Source organism: Shigella sp. FJ200513 (assembly GCF_040495915.1).
Classification (GTDB): domain Bacteria; phylum Pseudomonadota; class Gammaproteobacteria; order Enterobacterales; family Enterobacteriaceae; genus ECMA0423.
The window spans coordinates 21,189-37,784 of sequence record NZ_JBDYCV010000034.1 but is presented as its reverse complement, the minus strand read 5'-3'; the positions used below and the strand labels follow the sequence as shown (position 1 = coordinate 37,784).

The following is a 16,596-nucleotide window of genomic DNA, read 5'->3' as shown; positions in this document are numbered from 1 at the left end:
TCGGTGGAGCTGCATGACAAGGTCATCGGGCATTATCTGAACATAAAACACTATCAGTAAGTTGGAGTCATTACCCACATTCTGTCCTGAAAATTCAGTTCGTCACAGTTAACCAGTTTTAGTGGATTAACTGAGTTCATATTACGGCATTTGTCTGTTTCTGTTGTCAGCAGTTCAATCCACTGCATCAGTAAAGTATCAAACAGAAAAACGAAGACAGCGAAAACGACGAGCCACCAATACTTGCGAATCATTACCTGAGCCTGTGCATGTTTAACCAAGTCTGGCAGGAAATATACACGAAATGAATAATCTGAAAACTAGGCTTACACTTCCTTTACTTTGCAATGAGATCGGGGTCAACTTCGCTTAACCGGCTTCGTTTTGACAGGTTGCCGGTCTTTCTTTTTTTCACTTTCGCCAGTTCTTCCGCGGAGTAATGCGACGCGACATCCAGCCGTCGAAGCCCCATTTTGATGTACTCGCTGTTGATCTCAATACCAATGAATTTTCGTCCGCTGGCGATGGCTACGGCACCGGTAGTAAAGCTACCGGCAAACGGGTCGAGAACGATATCGCCTGGGTTGGAAGAGGCGAGAATAATGCGTTTCAGTAAGGCTTTCGGTTTTTGCGTCGGGTGGTTCTCATATTCATCCATCAAATAACGCACGCGCGGAAAATCCCAGACGTTACCCGGTACTTTTTGATGATTGTATGGCTGTGGAGGATTTTTGCGATAATCGATCAACGCGCGCTGCGATCCGGTTTTGGCTTCTACCAGAATAGCATCACCGTTGAATGTGTAGTTCTTTGCGTCTTTCACCATCATCAGGATGGGTTCGTACATGGAGCCGTAGTGTTTTTTCGCCTGTACTCCAGAACTGTCATATGACCAGACGATGCGACTTTTGATGGTAAAAAGCTTGCGGCACTGGAGATCGATAAAGGGCATGTTTTCCGTACTGTTCATAATGTACATGCTGCCCTGCTTTTTCAGAACGCGGTGGCACTCTGCAATCACTTCAAACAGCCAGTCGATAAACAGATCTTCTTTCCAGGCTTCGATCAGACCATCAAAATTTTTACCGATGTTATACGGTGGGTCGGCAAAGAGCAGATCGACGCTTTCAGTAGGTAGCTTTTTAAGTTCGGCAAAGGCATCACCGTGAATAATGGTCTTAGCTTCATTACCAAACCGGGTCGGTTCACATCCTGTTCTCATGGTCACTCCCTTTGTGACACCTATAAAAAAGGCGCTTCCCCATGCCGAGTAGCGCCTTTTTAATCAAGCATTTAGCTAACCTGAATTAGTTCATGCCGTATTTTTTCAATTTTTTACGCAGCGTACCACGGTTGATGCCCATCATCAGCGCAGCACGGGTCTGGTTACCACGGGTGTATTGCATCACCATGTCCAACAGGGGCTGTTCTACTTCAGCCAGTACCAGCTCATAGAGGTCATTCACATCCTGACCATTCAGTTGAGCAAAATAGTTCTTCAGTGCCTGTTTAACCGAGTCACGCAGGGGTTTTTGGGTTACCTGATCCTGAGAGTTAACGGTAGAAACGGTCAGTACGTCAGAATTTACGCGTTGTTCGAACATAGTTCTGTCAGCTCTTTATTTCTGTTTACGCAAAATTTTCGAAGTATGCCTCCAACGCCTCCAGCTGTTCGCTGGCATCCTCAATGGCGTTGAATGTGCGCCGAAACTGGTCATTTGGAGCGTGTTCCTGGAGATACCAGGAAACGTGTTTACGTGCAATTCGGTACCCTTTTGCCGGACCATAAAAGTCATGCAGTTCCCGAACGTGCGCGCAAAGCAAGCGCTTAACCTCTGCCAAAGGCAGTGGGGGCAGCAACTCCCCAGTGTCCAGATAATGCTGGATTTCCCGAAAGATCCAGGGTCTTCCCTGAGCTGCGCGGCCTATCATCAGGGCATCCGCCCCTGTATAGTCGAGCACAGCTCTGGCTTTAAGCGGGTCAGTAATGTCGCCATTCGCGATAACCGGAATGGAAACTTTCTGCTTAACTGCCCGAATACTGTCGTACTCAGCTTCTCCATTGAACAAACAGGCGCGTGTACGGCCATGAATGGTCAGAGCCTGAATGCCACAGTCTTCAGCCAGTTGGGCAATCTCTTCGCAGTTACGGTGTTCCGGTGCCCAGCCGGTGCGAATCTTCAGGGTAACAGGAACGTCCACTGCATTGACGACCTCGGTAAGGATCGATTTAACGACATCCGGGTACTGCAAGAGGGCTGAACCTGCGAGCTTGCGATTCACTTTTTTAGCCGGGCAACCCATATTGATATCAATAATCTGGGCACCGCTTTCCACGTTAATACGTGCTGCATCTGCCATTTCTTTCGGAGCGCTACCAGCAATTTGCACGGTGCGAATACCGGGTTCATCAATGTGCACCATCCGTAAACGAGATTTGTCGCTTTCCCAAACCTGTGGGTTAGAAGACATCATCTCGGATACTGTCAATCCGGCTCCCATCTCGTAGCACAACGTCCGAAAAGGTCTGTCTGTAATGCCAGCCATGGGCGCTGCGATCAGGCGATTTCTGAGCTGATATTGTCCGATGCGCATGAGTTAAGAAATGACCATACTGTGACTGCAAGGCGGCGTATATTACGCATTTTTTGCACGAGATGAAAGGCCAAACTTTGACCAATCCTCTGAGATGGATCAAAGAATTGCATTTAAAATGAGCGTGGTGCGATAATTACTCATAAAAATCATCATATTAGAAAATAGTGACTAAAATTTACACTCAAAGAAATTTGAGTAAGTTCTCAATTTTTCTTTATGAATGAAAATTTTGGCACGCAAATTTGCGTAAATAATCGGCAAATTTACGTGCCTTTTGTGAGCTTGCTCGCACTTCGCCCCGCGTCACCCTACGGCGATGCGAAGGTCAATTCTTACGACCGGTAATACGGCACCACTCTTCTTTTTCCACGACCGGGTCCAGTGCGAAGCTATCGGCATAAGCTTCACAAACGCTCTCTGCCTGGCTTGCCAGAATACCGGAAAGGCCCAGCAAACCGCCTGAAACTGGCAGGACGCTGATTAACGGTGCCAGTTCACGTAATGGGCCTGCAAGGATGTTAGCGACCACCACGTCGGCTTTCATTTCTTCTGGCTGATCTTTCGGTAAGTAGAGTTCCAGACGGTCAGAAACGCCATTACGTTCGGCGTTATCGCGGCTGGCCTGAATCGCCTGCGGATCGATATCAATACCAATGGCTTTTGCTGCACCCAGTTTCAGCGCCGCGATCGCCAGAATGCCGGAACCACAGCCAAAGTCGATGACTGTTTTACCGGTTAAATCGAGGCTGTCGAGCCATTGCAGGCACAGAGAGGTGGTTGGATGGGTACCCGTACCAAACGCCAGCCCTGGATCTAACATCACGTTGACGGCGTTTTCGTCCGGCACATCACGCCAGCTAGGGCAGATCCACAGTCGTTCACCAAAGCGCATCGGGTGGAAATTATCCATCCATTCGCGCTCCCAGTCTTTATCTTCTAGTTGTTCGATTTTATGCGCGAAGCCTGCGCCGAGCAGCGGATGGTTTTCCAGAATCGCCACCACGTCGTTCATATCGGTTTCAGCGTCGAACAGACCAATCACATCGGTGTCGCCCCACAGGCGCGTTTCGCCCGGCAGCGGCTCAAATACTGGCGTATCGTGGGTATCCTGAAAAGTGATAGAAACGGCACCCGCTTCCATCAGCGCATCGCTAAGATCTTCCGCGTTCGCGCCGGTGGTGTTCAGTTTCAGTTGGATCCAAGGCATGGCAAAACTCTTTATTTATCAGTAGTCAAAACGGTAGCTTGCGGGACGGATGTACCGAAACGGTTTCCGACCAGGAAAGCCAGCAAACTTAGTAGTAACGAGGGCACGATAGGGTGGAAGCCCAGGTACTGAATATTCAGCGTCGCGAGTACGGCATACAGCACGCCGCCAACGATCATCGCACTTAGCGCGCCTTTGGCGTTGGCGCGTTCCCAGTAAAGACCCAGCACCAGCGGCCACAGGAAAACGGCTTCCAGCCCACCGAAGGCCAGCAAATTCAGCCAGATGATCATTTCTGGCGGCTTCCAGGCGGCAAGCAGCAGCAACGCGCCGAGAACTAACGTAATTACCGCCGACATCCGCTTCAGACGCGTCTCGTTTTGCATTTGATCCGGACGGATATTCAGATAGAGATCTTTAATGATCGTAGCGGAACTTTGCAGCAGTTGGGCGTTAATTGTCGACATGATCGCAGCCATAGGTGCAGCCAGAAAGATCCCGGCAGCAAAAGGTGGCAGCACTTTTACCATTAACGTCGGGATCACCAGATCTGGTACGGTGAGATCGGGGATCACTGCACGACCTAACGCTCCGGCCAGGTGCATACCGAACATCAGGATTGCGACTATAATCGTACCGATGATGATCCCCCGGTGTACTGCTTTGCTGTCTTTATAAGAGATACAGCGCACCGCAGTATGCGGCAGGCCAATCACGCCAAAGCACACCAGTACCCAGAACGACGTCATAAAGGCAGGCGACAGAATATCGTCAGCGCCTTGTGGCGTAACCAGTTGCGGATCGATGGTTTGCAAGGTCTGTACTGCGTTGCTTAAGCCGCCAGCGGCATGTACCACGCCAATAAGCAGCACAACGGTGCCAATCAGCATCACAAGCCCTTGCATGGTGTCGTTCAGCACGCTGGCGCGAAAGCCACCAAAGGCGGTATATAACGCAATGCTGATACCAAAAATCAGCAGCCCGGTTTCATAAGGAATACCCGCCGCGGTTTCCAGCAGGCGCGCACCGCCGATAAACTGCACGGTCATCGCACCAACGAACGCAACCAGCAAACTCAAACTCGCCAGCCACACCAGAAGACGACTCTGGTAGCGGGCAAACAGCATATCGTTCAGCGTCACTGCATTGTAGCGGCGCGCAAGAATCGCAAACTTCTTGCCGAGAATACCGAGTGAAAGCCAGACAGCAGGAAGCTGAATCATCGCCAGCAATACCCAGCCCAGCCCGTATTTATAAGCAGCTCCTGGCCCGCCGATAAACGAACTGGCACTGATATAGGTCGCGGTGAGAGTCATCGCCAGCACAATACCGCCCATAGAGCGGCTGCCGAGGAAATACTCATTAAGGAAGGTGCCGGTGCTCCGTTTACGCATCGCATAAACCGAGATACCGAACACCACCACCAGATAGGCGACCAGCGGTAGAATTACTTCAAGCTGCATCGTCATCCTCCAGTGGGATATCGCGATAGATAAATTTCACCATCGCCCAGCACAGTCCAATAAACAGTAGCGGCGTCAGGATGCAGGCCATCTCAAACCAGCGCGGAAAGCCGGTAAAACCGGGGGCAACGCCAGGTAAGTAAGCGTCTACTAACCAAACTGCCAGATACAAAAGGGTCAGCCCCAGCGCCCAGCGGGCCTCTTTATGGGCCTGAACAAAACGAGTGTCCATTTTTTGTCCCTGATGGGTGAAGAAAGCGAGGATTGTACCTTATGGGGGTTGTCGATCCCCAGTAATAAAAAAGGCCGGAAAATCCGGCCTTTTGACGCTTTTGCAGTCTTATTTTTCCTGAAGACCGAGTTTTTTCTCCAGATAGTGGATGTTAGTGCCACCATGCTGGAAGTTCTCGTCATTCATGATGCGGATCTGCAGATCAACGTTGGTTTTGATACCGTCGATGATCAGCTCCTGCAGCGCATTCTTCATGCGGGCAATCGCCACGTCACGGTTTTCACCGTAGCAAATCAGCTTACCGATCATTGAGTCATAGTACGGCGGTACGGTGTAGCCCGCGTAGATATGAGACTCCCAACGTACGCCAAAACCGCCAGGTGCGTGGAAACGGGTGATTTTGCCTGGGCTTGGCAGGAAGGTGTTCGGATCTTCGGCGTTGATACGACATTCCACCGCATGGCCGCGAACGTGAACTTCTTCTTGCTTGATCGACAGCGGTTGACCGGCAGCGATACGCAGCTGTTCTTTGATCAGGTCAACGCCGGTGATCATTTCTGTAACCGGGTGTTCTACCTGAATACGGGTGTTCATTTCGATGAAATAGAACTCGCCGTTTTCGAACAGGAACTCGAAAGTACCTGCACCGCGATAGCCGATATCAACACACGCTTTAGCGCAACGTTCGCCGATGTAGCGACGCAGTTCCGGGGTAATGCCCGGTGCTGGTGCTTCTTCGACCACTTTCTGGTGGCGGCGCTGCATGGAGCAGTCACGTTCCGCCAGATAGATAGCGTTGCCCTGACCGTCAGCCAGTACCTGAATCTCGACGTGGCGAGGATTCTCCAGGTATTTCTCCATGTAAACCATATCGTTGCTGAAAGCAGCTTTCGCTTCCGCACGGGTCATGGAGATGGATTGTGCCAGTTCAGCGTCGCCGCGCACTACGCGCATACCGCGACCGCCGCCGCCGCCGGAGGCTTTGATAATCACCGGATAACCAATGCGTTTAGCAATGGCGCGGTTTTTATCCATATCGTCGCCCAGCGGGCCGTCAGAACCAGGTACGCAAGGAACGCCCGCTTTTTTCATCGCCGCGATTGCGGATACTTTGTCGCCCATCAGGCGAATGGTTTCTGCTTTCGGGCCGATGAAGATAAAGCCGGAGCGTTCAACCTGCTCGGCAAAGTTGGCGTTCTCGGAGAGGAAGCCGTAACCCGGATGGATTGCTACTGCGCCGGTGATTTCAGCGGCGCTGATGATTGCCGGGATGTTCAGATAACTTTTTACTGACGGAGCAGGGCCAATACAGACCGTTTCATCTGCCAGTAATACGTGTTTTAGATCGCGATCCGTGCTGGAGTGCACAGCGACAGTCTTGATGCCCAGTTCTTTACAGGCACGAAGAATACGCAATGCAATCTCGCCGCGGTTGGCAATAACAATTTTATCCAGCATGTTCGCCTCGTTACTCGATGACGACCAGCGGCTCGTCAAATTCTACCGGTTGTCCACTTTCGACCAGAATTGCTTTCACGGTACCGGATTTGTCCGCTTCGATCTGGTTCATCATTTTCATGGCTTCAACGATGCACAGGGTATCGCCCACGTTGACTTTCTGACCCACTTCGATGAACGCTTTTGCGTCCGGGCTTGGGGTGCGGTAGAAAGTACCAACCATCGGGGAACGTACGATGTGACCACTGATTTCCGCTGCTGCTGGCGCTTCCATGGAAGGAACGGTCGCCGGAGCGGCTGCGTTAGATTGAGCTGGCTGCTGCATCATTGGTGCAGCGTAAGCTTGTTGCATCACAGGGAAACTTGCGGCAGGAGCTGCACGGCTAATGCGTACTGACTCTTCGCCTTCAGAAATTTCCAGTTCGGAGATGCCTGATTCTTCAACCAGCTCGATCAGTTTTTTAATCTTACGAATATCCATGAGTGGGTTCCGTACTCTTTGTTTAGTGTGATTGTGACAGGCGTTTCACCGCCGTCTGTAAAGCGTATGCCCCGACAGCTGTATGCATAGCGATAAATTCCAGCAGGCCGGGACGCCGGTCTATTTTGCCCCAGAGTGTCAATGTTAGACTTGACGGACATTGTGCAGCGATCTGCTGCTATCCTCCGGCAAAAAACAAAATATACCTTCGTTGCGCCAATGTCACCTTTTCCGCAGCGCAAAAACTGCGTCAGGGAGGACGAGGTCGCACATTATAACGATTTCGTAGCAATTGGCAGCTAAATACTGGTCTTATCAGGGAATATAATCAACAGCTAACATGTAAATAACCTTCAACACCGTGTAATTTGCAACAAGCCGCACAATTCACGAAATTAGCGCCATCATCGACGGAACTTCTTATAACGTAAGGTGAAAAGCTGAAAAGCCAGCCCTGCGAAGATGAGGGGCTGCAATGAGATAATCTTCACAGACCACAAATAATGTAGGGATGCCAGGATCGCGACAAGATAGACGACATTACGCAGCGGTTGCTGGGGATTACCCAATTTTCACTGCATCGTCTGGATAGATGTGAATGCTAAAGCACGCAAAATCAACCAACTGACAATTCTCAGCATTAAATAGGTTCGAGTGGTTAATTTGTAGTCAAATAAAATCAGATTATTCACCCCATGGTACCAGAAATCAGTAACAGGTTAAGCGTAGTGTCGCCCAGGCAAAGCACCATAAACCTAACAGGCGACGGAGGCGTATCAATAATGGCTGTTTAGAGGAGTATCAATGCGCATCAATTTGTGGTCAGTCGAAATCATGACTTTCCAGTTTGGATGATGTTGTACAACTTCCTGACCAAGGTGTTCGACGAAAGCTGTCCGGCTAACCGCTTTTCCCGTTAACCGATTGAATAATGATGTCAAAATGAGTTCCCTCTCTTATTATTCCTTGCTAAATGGTTAGTTAACCTTCACCAGCGTGCGACCCTGGATCTGGTTATTAATGATGGCCTCGGCAAAGTTCGGTGCCTCTGACAGAGATATCTCTTTTGCCGCCTGGGTATAGAATGATTCCGGTAAATCGGCGACCAGTCGCTGCCAGGCTTGTGCGCGGCGTTCTGGTGGCGTCATTACTGAATCCACCCCTTGCAAACGGACATTACGCAGAATAAATGGCATGACCGTGGTTGGCAGAGTAAAACCACCCGCCAGACCACAGGCCGCCACGCAGCCGCCGTAATTCATTTGCGCCAGCACTTTTGCCAGCACTTTGTCGCCAACAGTGTCAATTGCCCCAGCCCAGACTTGTTTTTCCAGAGGACGGGATTCGGCAAACTCATCACGAGGGAGAATACCGCTGGCACCTAAACTTTTCAGATATTCATGGGTACTTTCGCGACCGGAAACGGCAACGACCTGATAACCCAACTTATGCAGCAGCGCCACGGCGGTACTGCCGACGCCACCACTGGCACCCGTCACGACAATCTCACCGTCCTGCGGGCGAACACCGGCATCTTCCAGCGCCATCACACACAGCATGGCGGTAAAACCGGCAGTACCGATAATCATTGCTTTACGCGCGTCCAGCCCTTGCGGCATGGCAACCAGCCAGTCACCTTTCACTCGCGCCTGCTCCGCCAGCCCACCCCAGTGGTTTTCACCAACGCCCCAGCCAGTGAGTAACACCTCCTGACCGGCATGAAAACGCGGATCTTCGCTGGTGCGTACAGTTCCGGCAAAATCGATCCCAGGAATCATCGGAAAATTACGGATGATTTTTCCCTTACCGGTAATCGCCAGCGCATCTTTATAGTTCAGGCTCGACCAGTGAACATCGACCGTGACATCGCCCTCCGGCAGGCGACGTTCGTCCAGAGTCTGTACTGATGCGAGAGTTTTGCCGTCCTGCTGTTCTAAAAGTAACGCCTGCATAAGTGGTCCTCATGTGCATGATGGATTGGAAAATAATTTCTGAAGACTATACTCGCTAATGGAAAAGCAAAGCCGATGAAGCGCAATAAATTGCGAGATAAATCTGATTTGCTAGTATGCCCGCTTCCTCACTATCGGAGTTAACACAAGGATGAGATTAACGACGAAATTTTCGGCCTTTGTTACGCTGCTCACCGGGTTAACAATTTTTGTGACTTTGCTGGGCTGTTCGCTAAGTTTCTACAACGCCATTCAGTATAAGTTTAGTCATCGCGTTCAGGCGGTGGCGACGGCGATTGATACCCACCTTGTGTCGAATGACTTCAGCGCATTAAGGCCACAAATTACCGAATTAATGGTGTCAGCAGATATCGTTCGTGTAGACCTGCTGCATGGTGATAAACAGGTTTATACCCTGGCCAGAAATGGTAGTTATCGTCCGGTTGGCACCAGCGATCTGTTTCGTGAACTGAGCGTTCCGTTGATAAAGCATCCGGGGATGTCGTTGCGTCTGGTTTATCAGGATCCGATGGGCAACTATTTCCATTCGTTGATGACCACCGCGCCGCTCACGGGGGCGATTGGCTTTATCATTCTTATGCTCTTTCTGGCGGTACGCTGGTTACAACGGCAACTTGCCGGGCAAGAATTGCTGGAAACCCGGGCTACTCGTATCTTAAACGGTGAGCGTGGCTCTAATGTGTTGGGAACCATCTATGAATGGCCGCCCAGAACCAGCAGTGCGCTGGATACGCTGCTTCGTGAAATTCAGAACGCACGCGAACAACACAGCCGTCTTGATACGCTGATCCGCTCTTATGCCGCACAGGACGTGAAAACCGGCCTCAATAACCGACTCTTTTTCGATAATCAGTTAGCAACGTTACTGGAAGATCAGGAGAAAGTAGGTACCCACGGGATCGTGATGATGATTCGTCTGCCGGATTTCAATATGTTGAGCGATACCTGGGGGCACAGCCAGGTTGAAGAACAGTTCTTCACTCTGACGAATCTGCTGTCGACATTTATGATGCGCTACCCTGGCGCACTGCTGGCGCGTTACCACCGCAGTGATTTTGCTGCGCTGTTACCGCACCGGACGTTAAAAGAGGCAGAGAGCATAGCCAGTCAGTTAATCAAAGCCGTCGATACCTTGCCGAACAATAAAATGCTCGATCGCGACGATATGATCCACATTGGTATCTGTGCCTGGCGTAGTGGTCAGGATACCGAGCAGGTAATGGAACATGCAGAGTCTGCCACGCGTAATGCGGGATTGCAGGGTGGCAATAGCTGGGCTATTTATGATGACTCGTTGCCTGAAAAAGGACGCGGTAATGTTCGCTGGCGTACGCTTATCGAGCAAATGCTCAGTCGCGGCGGCCCGCGCCTTTATCAAAAACCGGCGGTTACTCGCGAAGGTCAGGTTCATCATCGCGAACTCATGTGCCGCATCTTCGATGGTAATGAAGAGGTTAGCTCGGCGGAGTATATGCCGATGGTCTTGCAGTTTGGCTTATCGGAAGAGTATGACCGTCTGCAAATCAGCCGTCTTATTCCACTATTGCGTTACTGGCCAGAGGAAAATCTGGCGATTCAGGTTACCGTTGAGTCGCTGATTCGTCCGCGTTTTCAGCGTTGGCTGCGCGATACGTTAATGCAATGTGAAAAATCACAACGAAAACGCATAATTATTGAACTTGCAGAGGCCGATGTAGGTCAACATATCAGTCGTTTACAACCTGTTATTCGTTTAGTGAATGCTTTAGGGGTACGGGTAGCCGTCAACCAGGCTGGTTTGACGCTGGTAAGCACCAGTTGGATCAAAGAACTTAATGTTGAGTTACTCAAGCTCCATCCGGGGCTGGTCAGGAACATTGAGAAGCGAACGGAGAACCAGCTGCTGGTTCAAAGCCTGGTGGAAGCCTGCTCCGGGACCAGCACCCACGTTTACGCCACCGGCGTGCGTTCGCGAAGCGAGTGGCAGACCCTGATTCAGCGCGGTGTTACAGGCGGGCAAGGGGATTTTTTCGCGTCCTCACAGCCACTTGATACTAACGTGAAAAAATATTCACAAAGATACTCGGTTTAACCTGCCGTTTAATCCGTTTTCACGTAGAATAACGCGCGCTGCGTCTCATGGGAGTGTGCTTGTCTGCTCGCCAGATTGTTGCAGCACATATGCAGATGAATGACCTTACGCGGTTGCAAACAGGCGAGGAATGCTGCTGATGCATTAAGCCTTTCTGGACTCAGGCAGAGATTTGTAACAAAGGAAACGAACTGCACTAATTTTCACCGTAGCAGATGATTTTTGCGCCTTGTCGCTGCTGCGTGTGGTTGGTAAAGTAAGCGGATTTTCTTTTCCGCCCCAGCTTTCAGGATTATCCCTTAGTATGTTGAAAAAATTTCGTGGCATGTTTTCCAATGACTTGTCCATTGACCTGGGTACTGCGAATACCCTCATTTATGTAAAAGGACAAGGCATCGTATTGAATGAGCCTTCCGTGGTGGCCATTCGTCAGGATCGTGCCGGTTCACCGAAAAGCGTAGCTGCAGTAGGTCATGACGCGAAGCAGATGCTGGGCCGTACGCCGGGCAATATTGCTGCCATTCGCCCAATGAAAGACGGCGTTATCGCCGACTTCTTCGTGACTGAAAAAATGCTCCAGCACTTCATCAAACAAGTGCACAGCAACAGCTTTATGCGTCCAAGCCCGCGCGTTCTGGTTTGTGTACCGGTTGGCGCGACCCAGGTTGAACGCCGCGCAATTCGTGAATCCGCGCAGGGCGCTGGTGCCCGTGAAGTCTTCCTGATTGAAGAACCGATGGCTGCCGCAATTGGTGCTGGCCTGCCGGTTTCTGAAGCGACCGGTTCTATGGTGGTTGATATCGGTGGTGGTACCACTGAAGTTGCTGTTATCTCCTTGAACGGCGTGGTTTACTCCTCTTCCGTGCGCATTGGTGGTGATCGTTTCGACGAAGCTATCATCAACTATGTGCGTCGTAATTACGGTTCTCTGATCGGTGAAGCCACCGCAGAACGTATCAAGCACGAAATCGGTTCGGCTTACCCGGGCGATGAAGTCCGTGAAATCGAAGTTCGTGGCCGTAACCTGGCAGAAGGTGTTCCACGCGGTTTTACCCTGAACTCCAACGAAATCCTCGAAGCACTGCAGGAACCGCTGACCGGTATTGTGAGCGCGGTAATGGTTGCACTGGAACAGTGCCCGCCGGAACTGGCTTCCGACATCTCCGAGCGCGGCATGGTGCTCACCGGTGGTGGCGCACTGCTGCGTAACCTTGACCGTTTGTTAATGGAAGAAACCGGCATTCCAGTCGTTGTTGCTGAAGACCCGCTGACCTGTGTGGCGCGCGGTGGCGGCAAAGCGCTGGAAATGATCGACATGCACGGCGGCGACCTGTTCAGCGAAGAGTAATCGGATGCAGGCAGGGGAAGCGTCTGTTTACCCTGCCTGGTCTGATACGAGAATACGCATAACTTATGAAGCCAATTTTTAGCCGTGGCCCGTCGCTACAGATTCGCCTTATTCTGGCGGTGCTGGTGGCGCTCGGCATTATTATTGCCGACAGCCGCCTGGGGACGTTCAGTCAAATCCGTACTTATATGGATACCGCCGTCAGTCCTTTCTACTTTGTTTCCAATGCTCCTCGTGAATTGCTGGATGGCATATCGCAGACGCTGGCCTCGCGTGACCAACTAGAACTTGAAAACCGGGCGTTACGTCAGGAACTGTTGCTGAAAAACAGTGAACTGCTGATGCTTGGACAATACAAACAGGAGAACGCGCGTCTGCGCGAGCTGCTGGGTTCCCCGCTGCGTCAGGATGAGCAGAAAATGGTGACTCAGGTTATCTCCACGGTTAACGATCCTTATAGCGATCAAGTTGTTATCGATAAAGGTAGCGTTAATGGCGTTTATGAAGGCCAGCCGGTCATCAGCGACAAAGGTGTTGTTGGTCAGGTGGTGGCCGTCGCTAAACTGACCAGTCGCGTGCTGCTGATTTGTGATGCGACCCACGCGCTGCCAATCCAGGTGCTGCGCAACGATATCCGCGTAATTGCAGCCGGTAACGGTTGTACGGATGATTTGCAGCTTGAGCATCTGCCAGCGAATACGGATATTCGTGTTGGTGATGTGCTGGTGACCTCCGGTCTGGGCGGTCGTTTCCCGGAAGGCTATCCGGTCGCGGTTGTCTCTTCCGTAAAACTCGATACCCAGCGCGCTTATACTGTGATCCAGGCGCGTCCGACTGCAGGACTGCAACGTTTGCGTTATCTGCTGCTGCTGTGGGGCGCGGATCGTAACGGCGCTAACCCGATGACGCCGGAAGAGGTGCATCGTGTTGCTAATGAACGTCTGATGCAGATGATGCCGCAGGTATTGCCTTCGCCAGACGCGATGGGGCCAAAGTTACCTGAACCGGCAACGGGGATCGCTCAGCCGACTCCGCAGCAACCGGCGACAGGAAATGCAGCTACTGCGCCTGTTGCGCCGACACAGCCCGCTGCTAATCGCTCTCCACAAAGGGCTACGCCGCCGCAAAGTGGTGCTCAACCGCCTGCGCGTGCGCCGGGAGGGCAATAGTGGCGAGCTATCGTAGCCAGGGACGCTGGGTAATCTGGCTCTCTTTCCTCATTGCGCTGTTGCTGCAAATCATGCCCTGGCCGGATAACCTGATTGTTTTCCGGCCAAACTGGGTGTTACTTATCTTGTTGTATTGGATCCTGGCCTTGCCCCATCGCGTAAATGTGGGCACAGGTTTTGTGATGGGTGCCATACTGGATCTGATCAGCGGCTCGATGCTTGGCGTACGCGTATTGGCGATGAGCATCATTGCTTACCTGGTGGCGCTGAAATACCAGCTTTTCCGCAACCTCGCATTATGGCAGCAGGCGCTGGTCGTCATGTTGCTTTCGCTGGTGGTGGATATTATTGTTTTCTGGGCAGAGTTTTTAGTGATTAACGTCTCTTTCAGACCGGAAGTGTTCTGGAGTAGTGTAGTCAATGGGGTGCTCTGGCCGTGGATTTTCTTGCTGATGCGTAAAGTCCGTCAGCAGTTTGCAGTGCAATAAAGGTTTCTATGACTTCTCTGTATTTAGCTTCCGGTTCTCCGCGTCGTCAGGAGTTACTTGCGCAACTTGGCGTGACCTTTGAACGTATTGTTACGGGCATTGAGGAGCAGCGTCAGCCGCAGGAGAGCGCGCAGCAGTATGTTGTGCGTCTGGCACGCGAGAAAGCACAGGCGGGTGTCGCGCAAACGGCACAGGATCTCCCGGTGCTGGGTGCGGATATTATCGTTATCCTGAACGGAGAAGTGCTCGAGAAACCGCGCGACGCAGAGCATGCGGCGCAGATGTTGCGCAAATTATCGGGTCAGACCCATCAGGTGATGACGGCAGTGGCGTTGGCCGACAGCCAGCACATTCTCGATTGCCTGGTGGTCACCGATGTGACTTTCAGAACGTTAACAGACGAAGACATCGCGGGCTATGTCGCCAGCGGTGAACCGTTAGATAAAGCAGGTGCATACGGTATTCAGGGGCTGGGTGGCTGTTTTGTCAGGAAGATAAATGGCAGCTATCACGCCGTAGTCGGCTTACCGCTGGTTGAAACGTATGAATTATTAAGTAATTTTAACGCACTGCGTGAGAAAAGGGATAAACATGACGGCTGAATTGTTAGTAAACGTAACGCCTTCGGAAACGCGAGTGGCGTATATTGATGGCGGTATTCTGCAGGAAATTCATATTGAACGTGAGGCGCGACGCGGAATAGTAGGCAATATCTACAAGGGTCGTGTAAGTCGTGTACTTCCGGGTATGCAGGCGGCTTTTGTAGATATTGGGCTGGATAAAGCCGCGTTTCTTCATGCATCCGACATCATGCCGCATACCGAATGTGTGGCGGGTGAAGAACAAAAGCAATTCACGGTGCGCGACATCTCGGAACTGGTTCGTCAGGGGCAAGATCTGATGGTGCAGGTGGTGAAAGATCCGCTTGGCACTAAAGGTGCGCGCCTGACCACCGATATCACGCTGCCTTCTCGCTATCTGGTATTTATGCCAGGGGCTTCTCACGTTGGGGTTTCCCAACGAATTGAAAGCGAATCAGAACGTGAACGTCTGAAAAAAGTGGTCGCAGAGTATTGCGACGAGCAGGGCGGGTTTATCATCCGCACCGCAGCGGAAGGGGTTGGCGAGGCTGAACTGGCCTCCGATGCCGCTTATCTGAAACGCGTCTGGACCAAAGTTATGGAGCGTAAAAAGCGCCCGCAGACCCGTTATCAGCTGTACGGCGAACTGGCGCTGGCGCAGCGTGTTCTGCGTGATTTTGCCGACGCCGAACTGGACCGCATTCGCGTTGACTCACGCCTGACTTACGAAGCATTGCTGGAGTTTACCTCGGAGTACATTCCCGAGATGACCAGCAAGCTGGAGCATTACACCGGACGCCAGCCGATTTTCGATCTCTTTGATGTCGAAAACGAAATCCAGCGAGCGTTGGAACGCAAAGTAGAACTGAAATCCGGTGGTTATCTGATTATCGACCAGACCGAAGCGATGACCACCGTGGACATCAATACCGGAGCGTTTGTCGGTCATCGCAATCTGGACGACACTATTTTCAATACCAATATTGAAGCGACGCAGGCTATCGCTCGCCAGTTACGGTTGCGTAATCTGGGCGGGATTATCATTATTGATTTCATCGATATGAATAATGAAGATCACCGCCGCCGCGTGCTGCATTCGCTGGAGCAGGCGTTGAGCAAAGACCGGGTGAAAACCAGCGTTAATGGTTTTTCGGCGCTGGGGCTGGTGGAGATGACGCGTAAACGCACCCGCGAAAGCATTGAGCACGTACTGTGTAACGAATGCCCAACCTGCCACGGTCGCGGAACGGTGAAAACCGTGGAAACGGTATGCTATGAAATCATGCGCGAGATTGTTCGTGTCCACCATGCTTACGACTCCGACCGTTTCCTGGTCTATGCTTCTCCGGCAGTAGCCGAAGCCTTGAAAGGCGAAGAGTCACACTCGCTGGCGGAAGTGGAAATTTTCGTTGGCAAACAGGTTAAAGTACAAATTGAACCGCTCTATAACCAGGAGCAGTTTGACGTCGTAATGATGTAAACAGATGCTGGGCCGCCATCCGGCAAAGGGTTTTTGAGTCACATTTT

17 protein-coding genes are annotated in these 16,596 nt (G+C 51.5%); 7 read left to right on the top strand and 10 right to left on the bottom strand.

The features are described 5' to 3' along the window. On the top strand, positions 1–60 hold a 60-nt coding region (locus ABZJ92_RS09845), incomplete at its 5' end, for an IS1 family transposase (protein WP_071528444.1). Here the strand turns inward: ABZJ92_RS09845 and ABZJ92_RS09840 are convergent. The 10 genes from ABZJ92_RS09840 to acuI all read right to left on the bottom strand — a co-directional run bounded on the left by ABZJ92_RS09840 (position 54) and on the right by acuI (position 9,391). Beyond that, entirely contained in the window at positions 54–254 is a 201-nt protein-coding gene (locus tag ABZJ92_RS09840) for a DUF2556 family protein (protein ID WP_024259309.1), read from the bottom strand. The two genes, ABZJ92_RS09845 and ABZJ92_RS09840, sit on opposite strands and share 7 nt — an antisense overlap. A gap of 83 nt (positions 255–337) precedes the next feature. Continuing rightward, a complete protein-coding gene (yhdJ, locus tag ABZJ92_RS09835) occupies positions 338–1,222 on the bottom strand; it encodes an adenine-specific DNA-methyltransferase (RefSeq protein WP_001258883.1) in 885 nt (294 codons plus the stop codon). 85 nt (positions 1,223–1,307) lie between these two features. Beyond that, positions 1,308–1,604, bottom strand: a complete 297-nt coding sequence (fis, locus tag ABZJ92_RS09830; protein WP_000462905.1) for a DNA-binding transcriptional regulator Fis — start codon at positions 1,602–1,604, stop codon at positions 1,308–1,310. Positions 1,605–1,629: 25 nt separating this feature from the next. Further along, a complete protein-coding gene (dusB, locus tag ABZJ92_RS09825) occupies positions 1,630–2,595 on the bottom strand; it encodes a tRNA dihydrouridine synthase DusB (RefSeq protein ID WP_001219649.1) in 966 nt (321 codons plus the stop codon). A gap of 328 nt (positions 2,596–2,923) precedes the next feature. Beyond that, entirely contained in the window at positions 2,924–3,805 is an 882-nt protein-coding gene (prmA, locus tag ABZJ92_RS09820; RefSeq protein WP_001145827.1) for a 50S ribosomal protein L11 methyltransferase, read from the bottom strand. A gap of 11 nt (positions 3,806–3,816) precedes the next feature. After that, positions 3,817–5,268 (bottom strand): sodium/pantothenate symporter, encoded by a 1,452-nt coding sequence (gene panF, locus ABZJ92_RS09815; protein WP_001175725.1) that lies wholly within the window; start codon positions 5,266–5,268, stop codon positions 3,817–3,819. Continuing rightward, entirely contained in the window at positions 5,258–5,500 is a 243-nt protein-coding gene (locus ABZJ92_RS09810) for a YhdT family protein (protein ID WP_000381174.1), read from the bottom strand. Before ABZJ92_RS09810 ends, panF begins: the two co-directional genes overlap by 11 nt. A 108-nt stretch (positions 5,501–5,608) precedes the next feature. Then, complete coding sequence (accC, locus tag ABZJ92_RS09805) at positions 5,609–6,958, bottom strand: acetyl-CoA carboxylase biotin carboxylase subunit (RefSeq protein ID WP_000884652.1); 1,350 nt, start codon at positions 6,956–6,958, stop codon at positions 5,609–5,611. 10 nt (positions 6,959–6,968) lie between these two features. Beyond that, the gene (gene accB, locus ABZJ92_RS09800; protein WP_000354622.1) at positions 6,969–7,439 is read right to left on the bottom strand and encodes an acetyl-CoA carboxylase biotin carboxyl carrier protein; all 471 of its coding nucleotides are present in this window, start codon (positions 7,437–7,439) and stop codon (positions 6,969–6,971) included. Positions 7,440–8,416: 977 nt separating this feature from the next. After that, positions 8,417–9,391, bottom strand: a complete 975-nt coding sequence (gene acuI, locus ABZJ92_RS09795) for an acrylyl-CoA reductase (NADPH) (RefSeq protein WP_001148450.1) — start codon at positions 9,389–9,391, stop codon at positions 8,417–8,419. A gap of 151 nt (positions 9,392–9,542) precedes the next feature. Between acuI and csrD the strand changes: the two genes are divergently transcribed. The 6 genes from csrD to rng all read left to right on the top strand — a co-directional run bounded on the left by csrD (position 9,543) and on the right by rng (position 16,549). Further along, positions 9,543–11,483, top strand: a complete 1,941-nt coding sequence (gene csrD, locus ABZJ92_RS09790; RefSeq protein ID WP_001241418.1) for an RNase E specificity factor CsrD — start codon at positions 9,543–9,545, stop codon at positions 11,481–11,483. Between the two features lie 304 nt (positions 11,484–11,787). Further along, the gene (gene mreB, locus ABZJ92_RS09785) at positions 11,788–12,831 is read left to right on the top strand and encodes a rod shape-determining protein MreB (RefSeq protein WP_000913396.1); all 1,044 of its coding nucleotides are present in this window, start codon (positions 11,788–11,790) and stop codon (positions 12,829–12,831) included. A gap of 65 nt (positions 12,832–12,896) precedes the next feature. Beyond that, positions 12,897–14,000 carry a rod shape-determining protein MreC gene (gene mreC, locus ABZJ92_RS09780; RefSeq protein WP_000802500.1) on the top strand — a complete coding sequence of 368 codons (1,104 nt, stop codon included), beginning with the start codon at positions 12,897–12,899 and terminating at the stop codon, positions 13,998–14,000. After that, entirely contained in the window at positions 14,000–14,488 is a 489-nt protein-coding gene (mreD, locus tag ABZJ92_RS09775) for a rod shape-determining protein MreD (RefSeq protein WP_000179406.1), read from the top strand. The genes mreC and mreD overlap by 1 nt, the downstream gene beginning before the upstream one ends. An 8-nt stretch (positions 14,489–14,496) precedes the next feature. Further along, positions 14,497–15,090, top strand: coding sequence for a nucleoside triphosphate pyrophosphatase YhdE (gene yhdE / locus ABZJ92_RS09770; RefSeq protein WP_000203090.1), 594 nt, complete (start codon positions 14,497–14,499; stop codon positions 15,088–15,090). Next, positions 15,080–16,549, top strand: a complete 1,470-nt coding sequence (gene rng / locus ABZJ92_RS09765; protein ID WP_000123197.1) for a ribonuclease G — start codon at positions 15,080–15,082, stop codon at positions 16,547–16,549. The genes yhdE and rng overlap by 11 nt, the downstream gene beginning before the upstream one ends. Positions 16,550–16,596 lie beyond the last annotated feature (47 nt).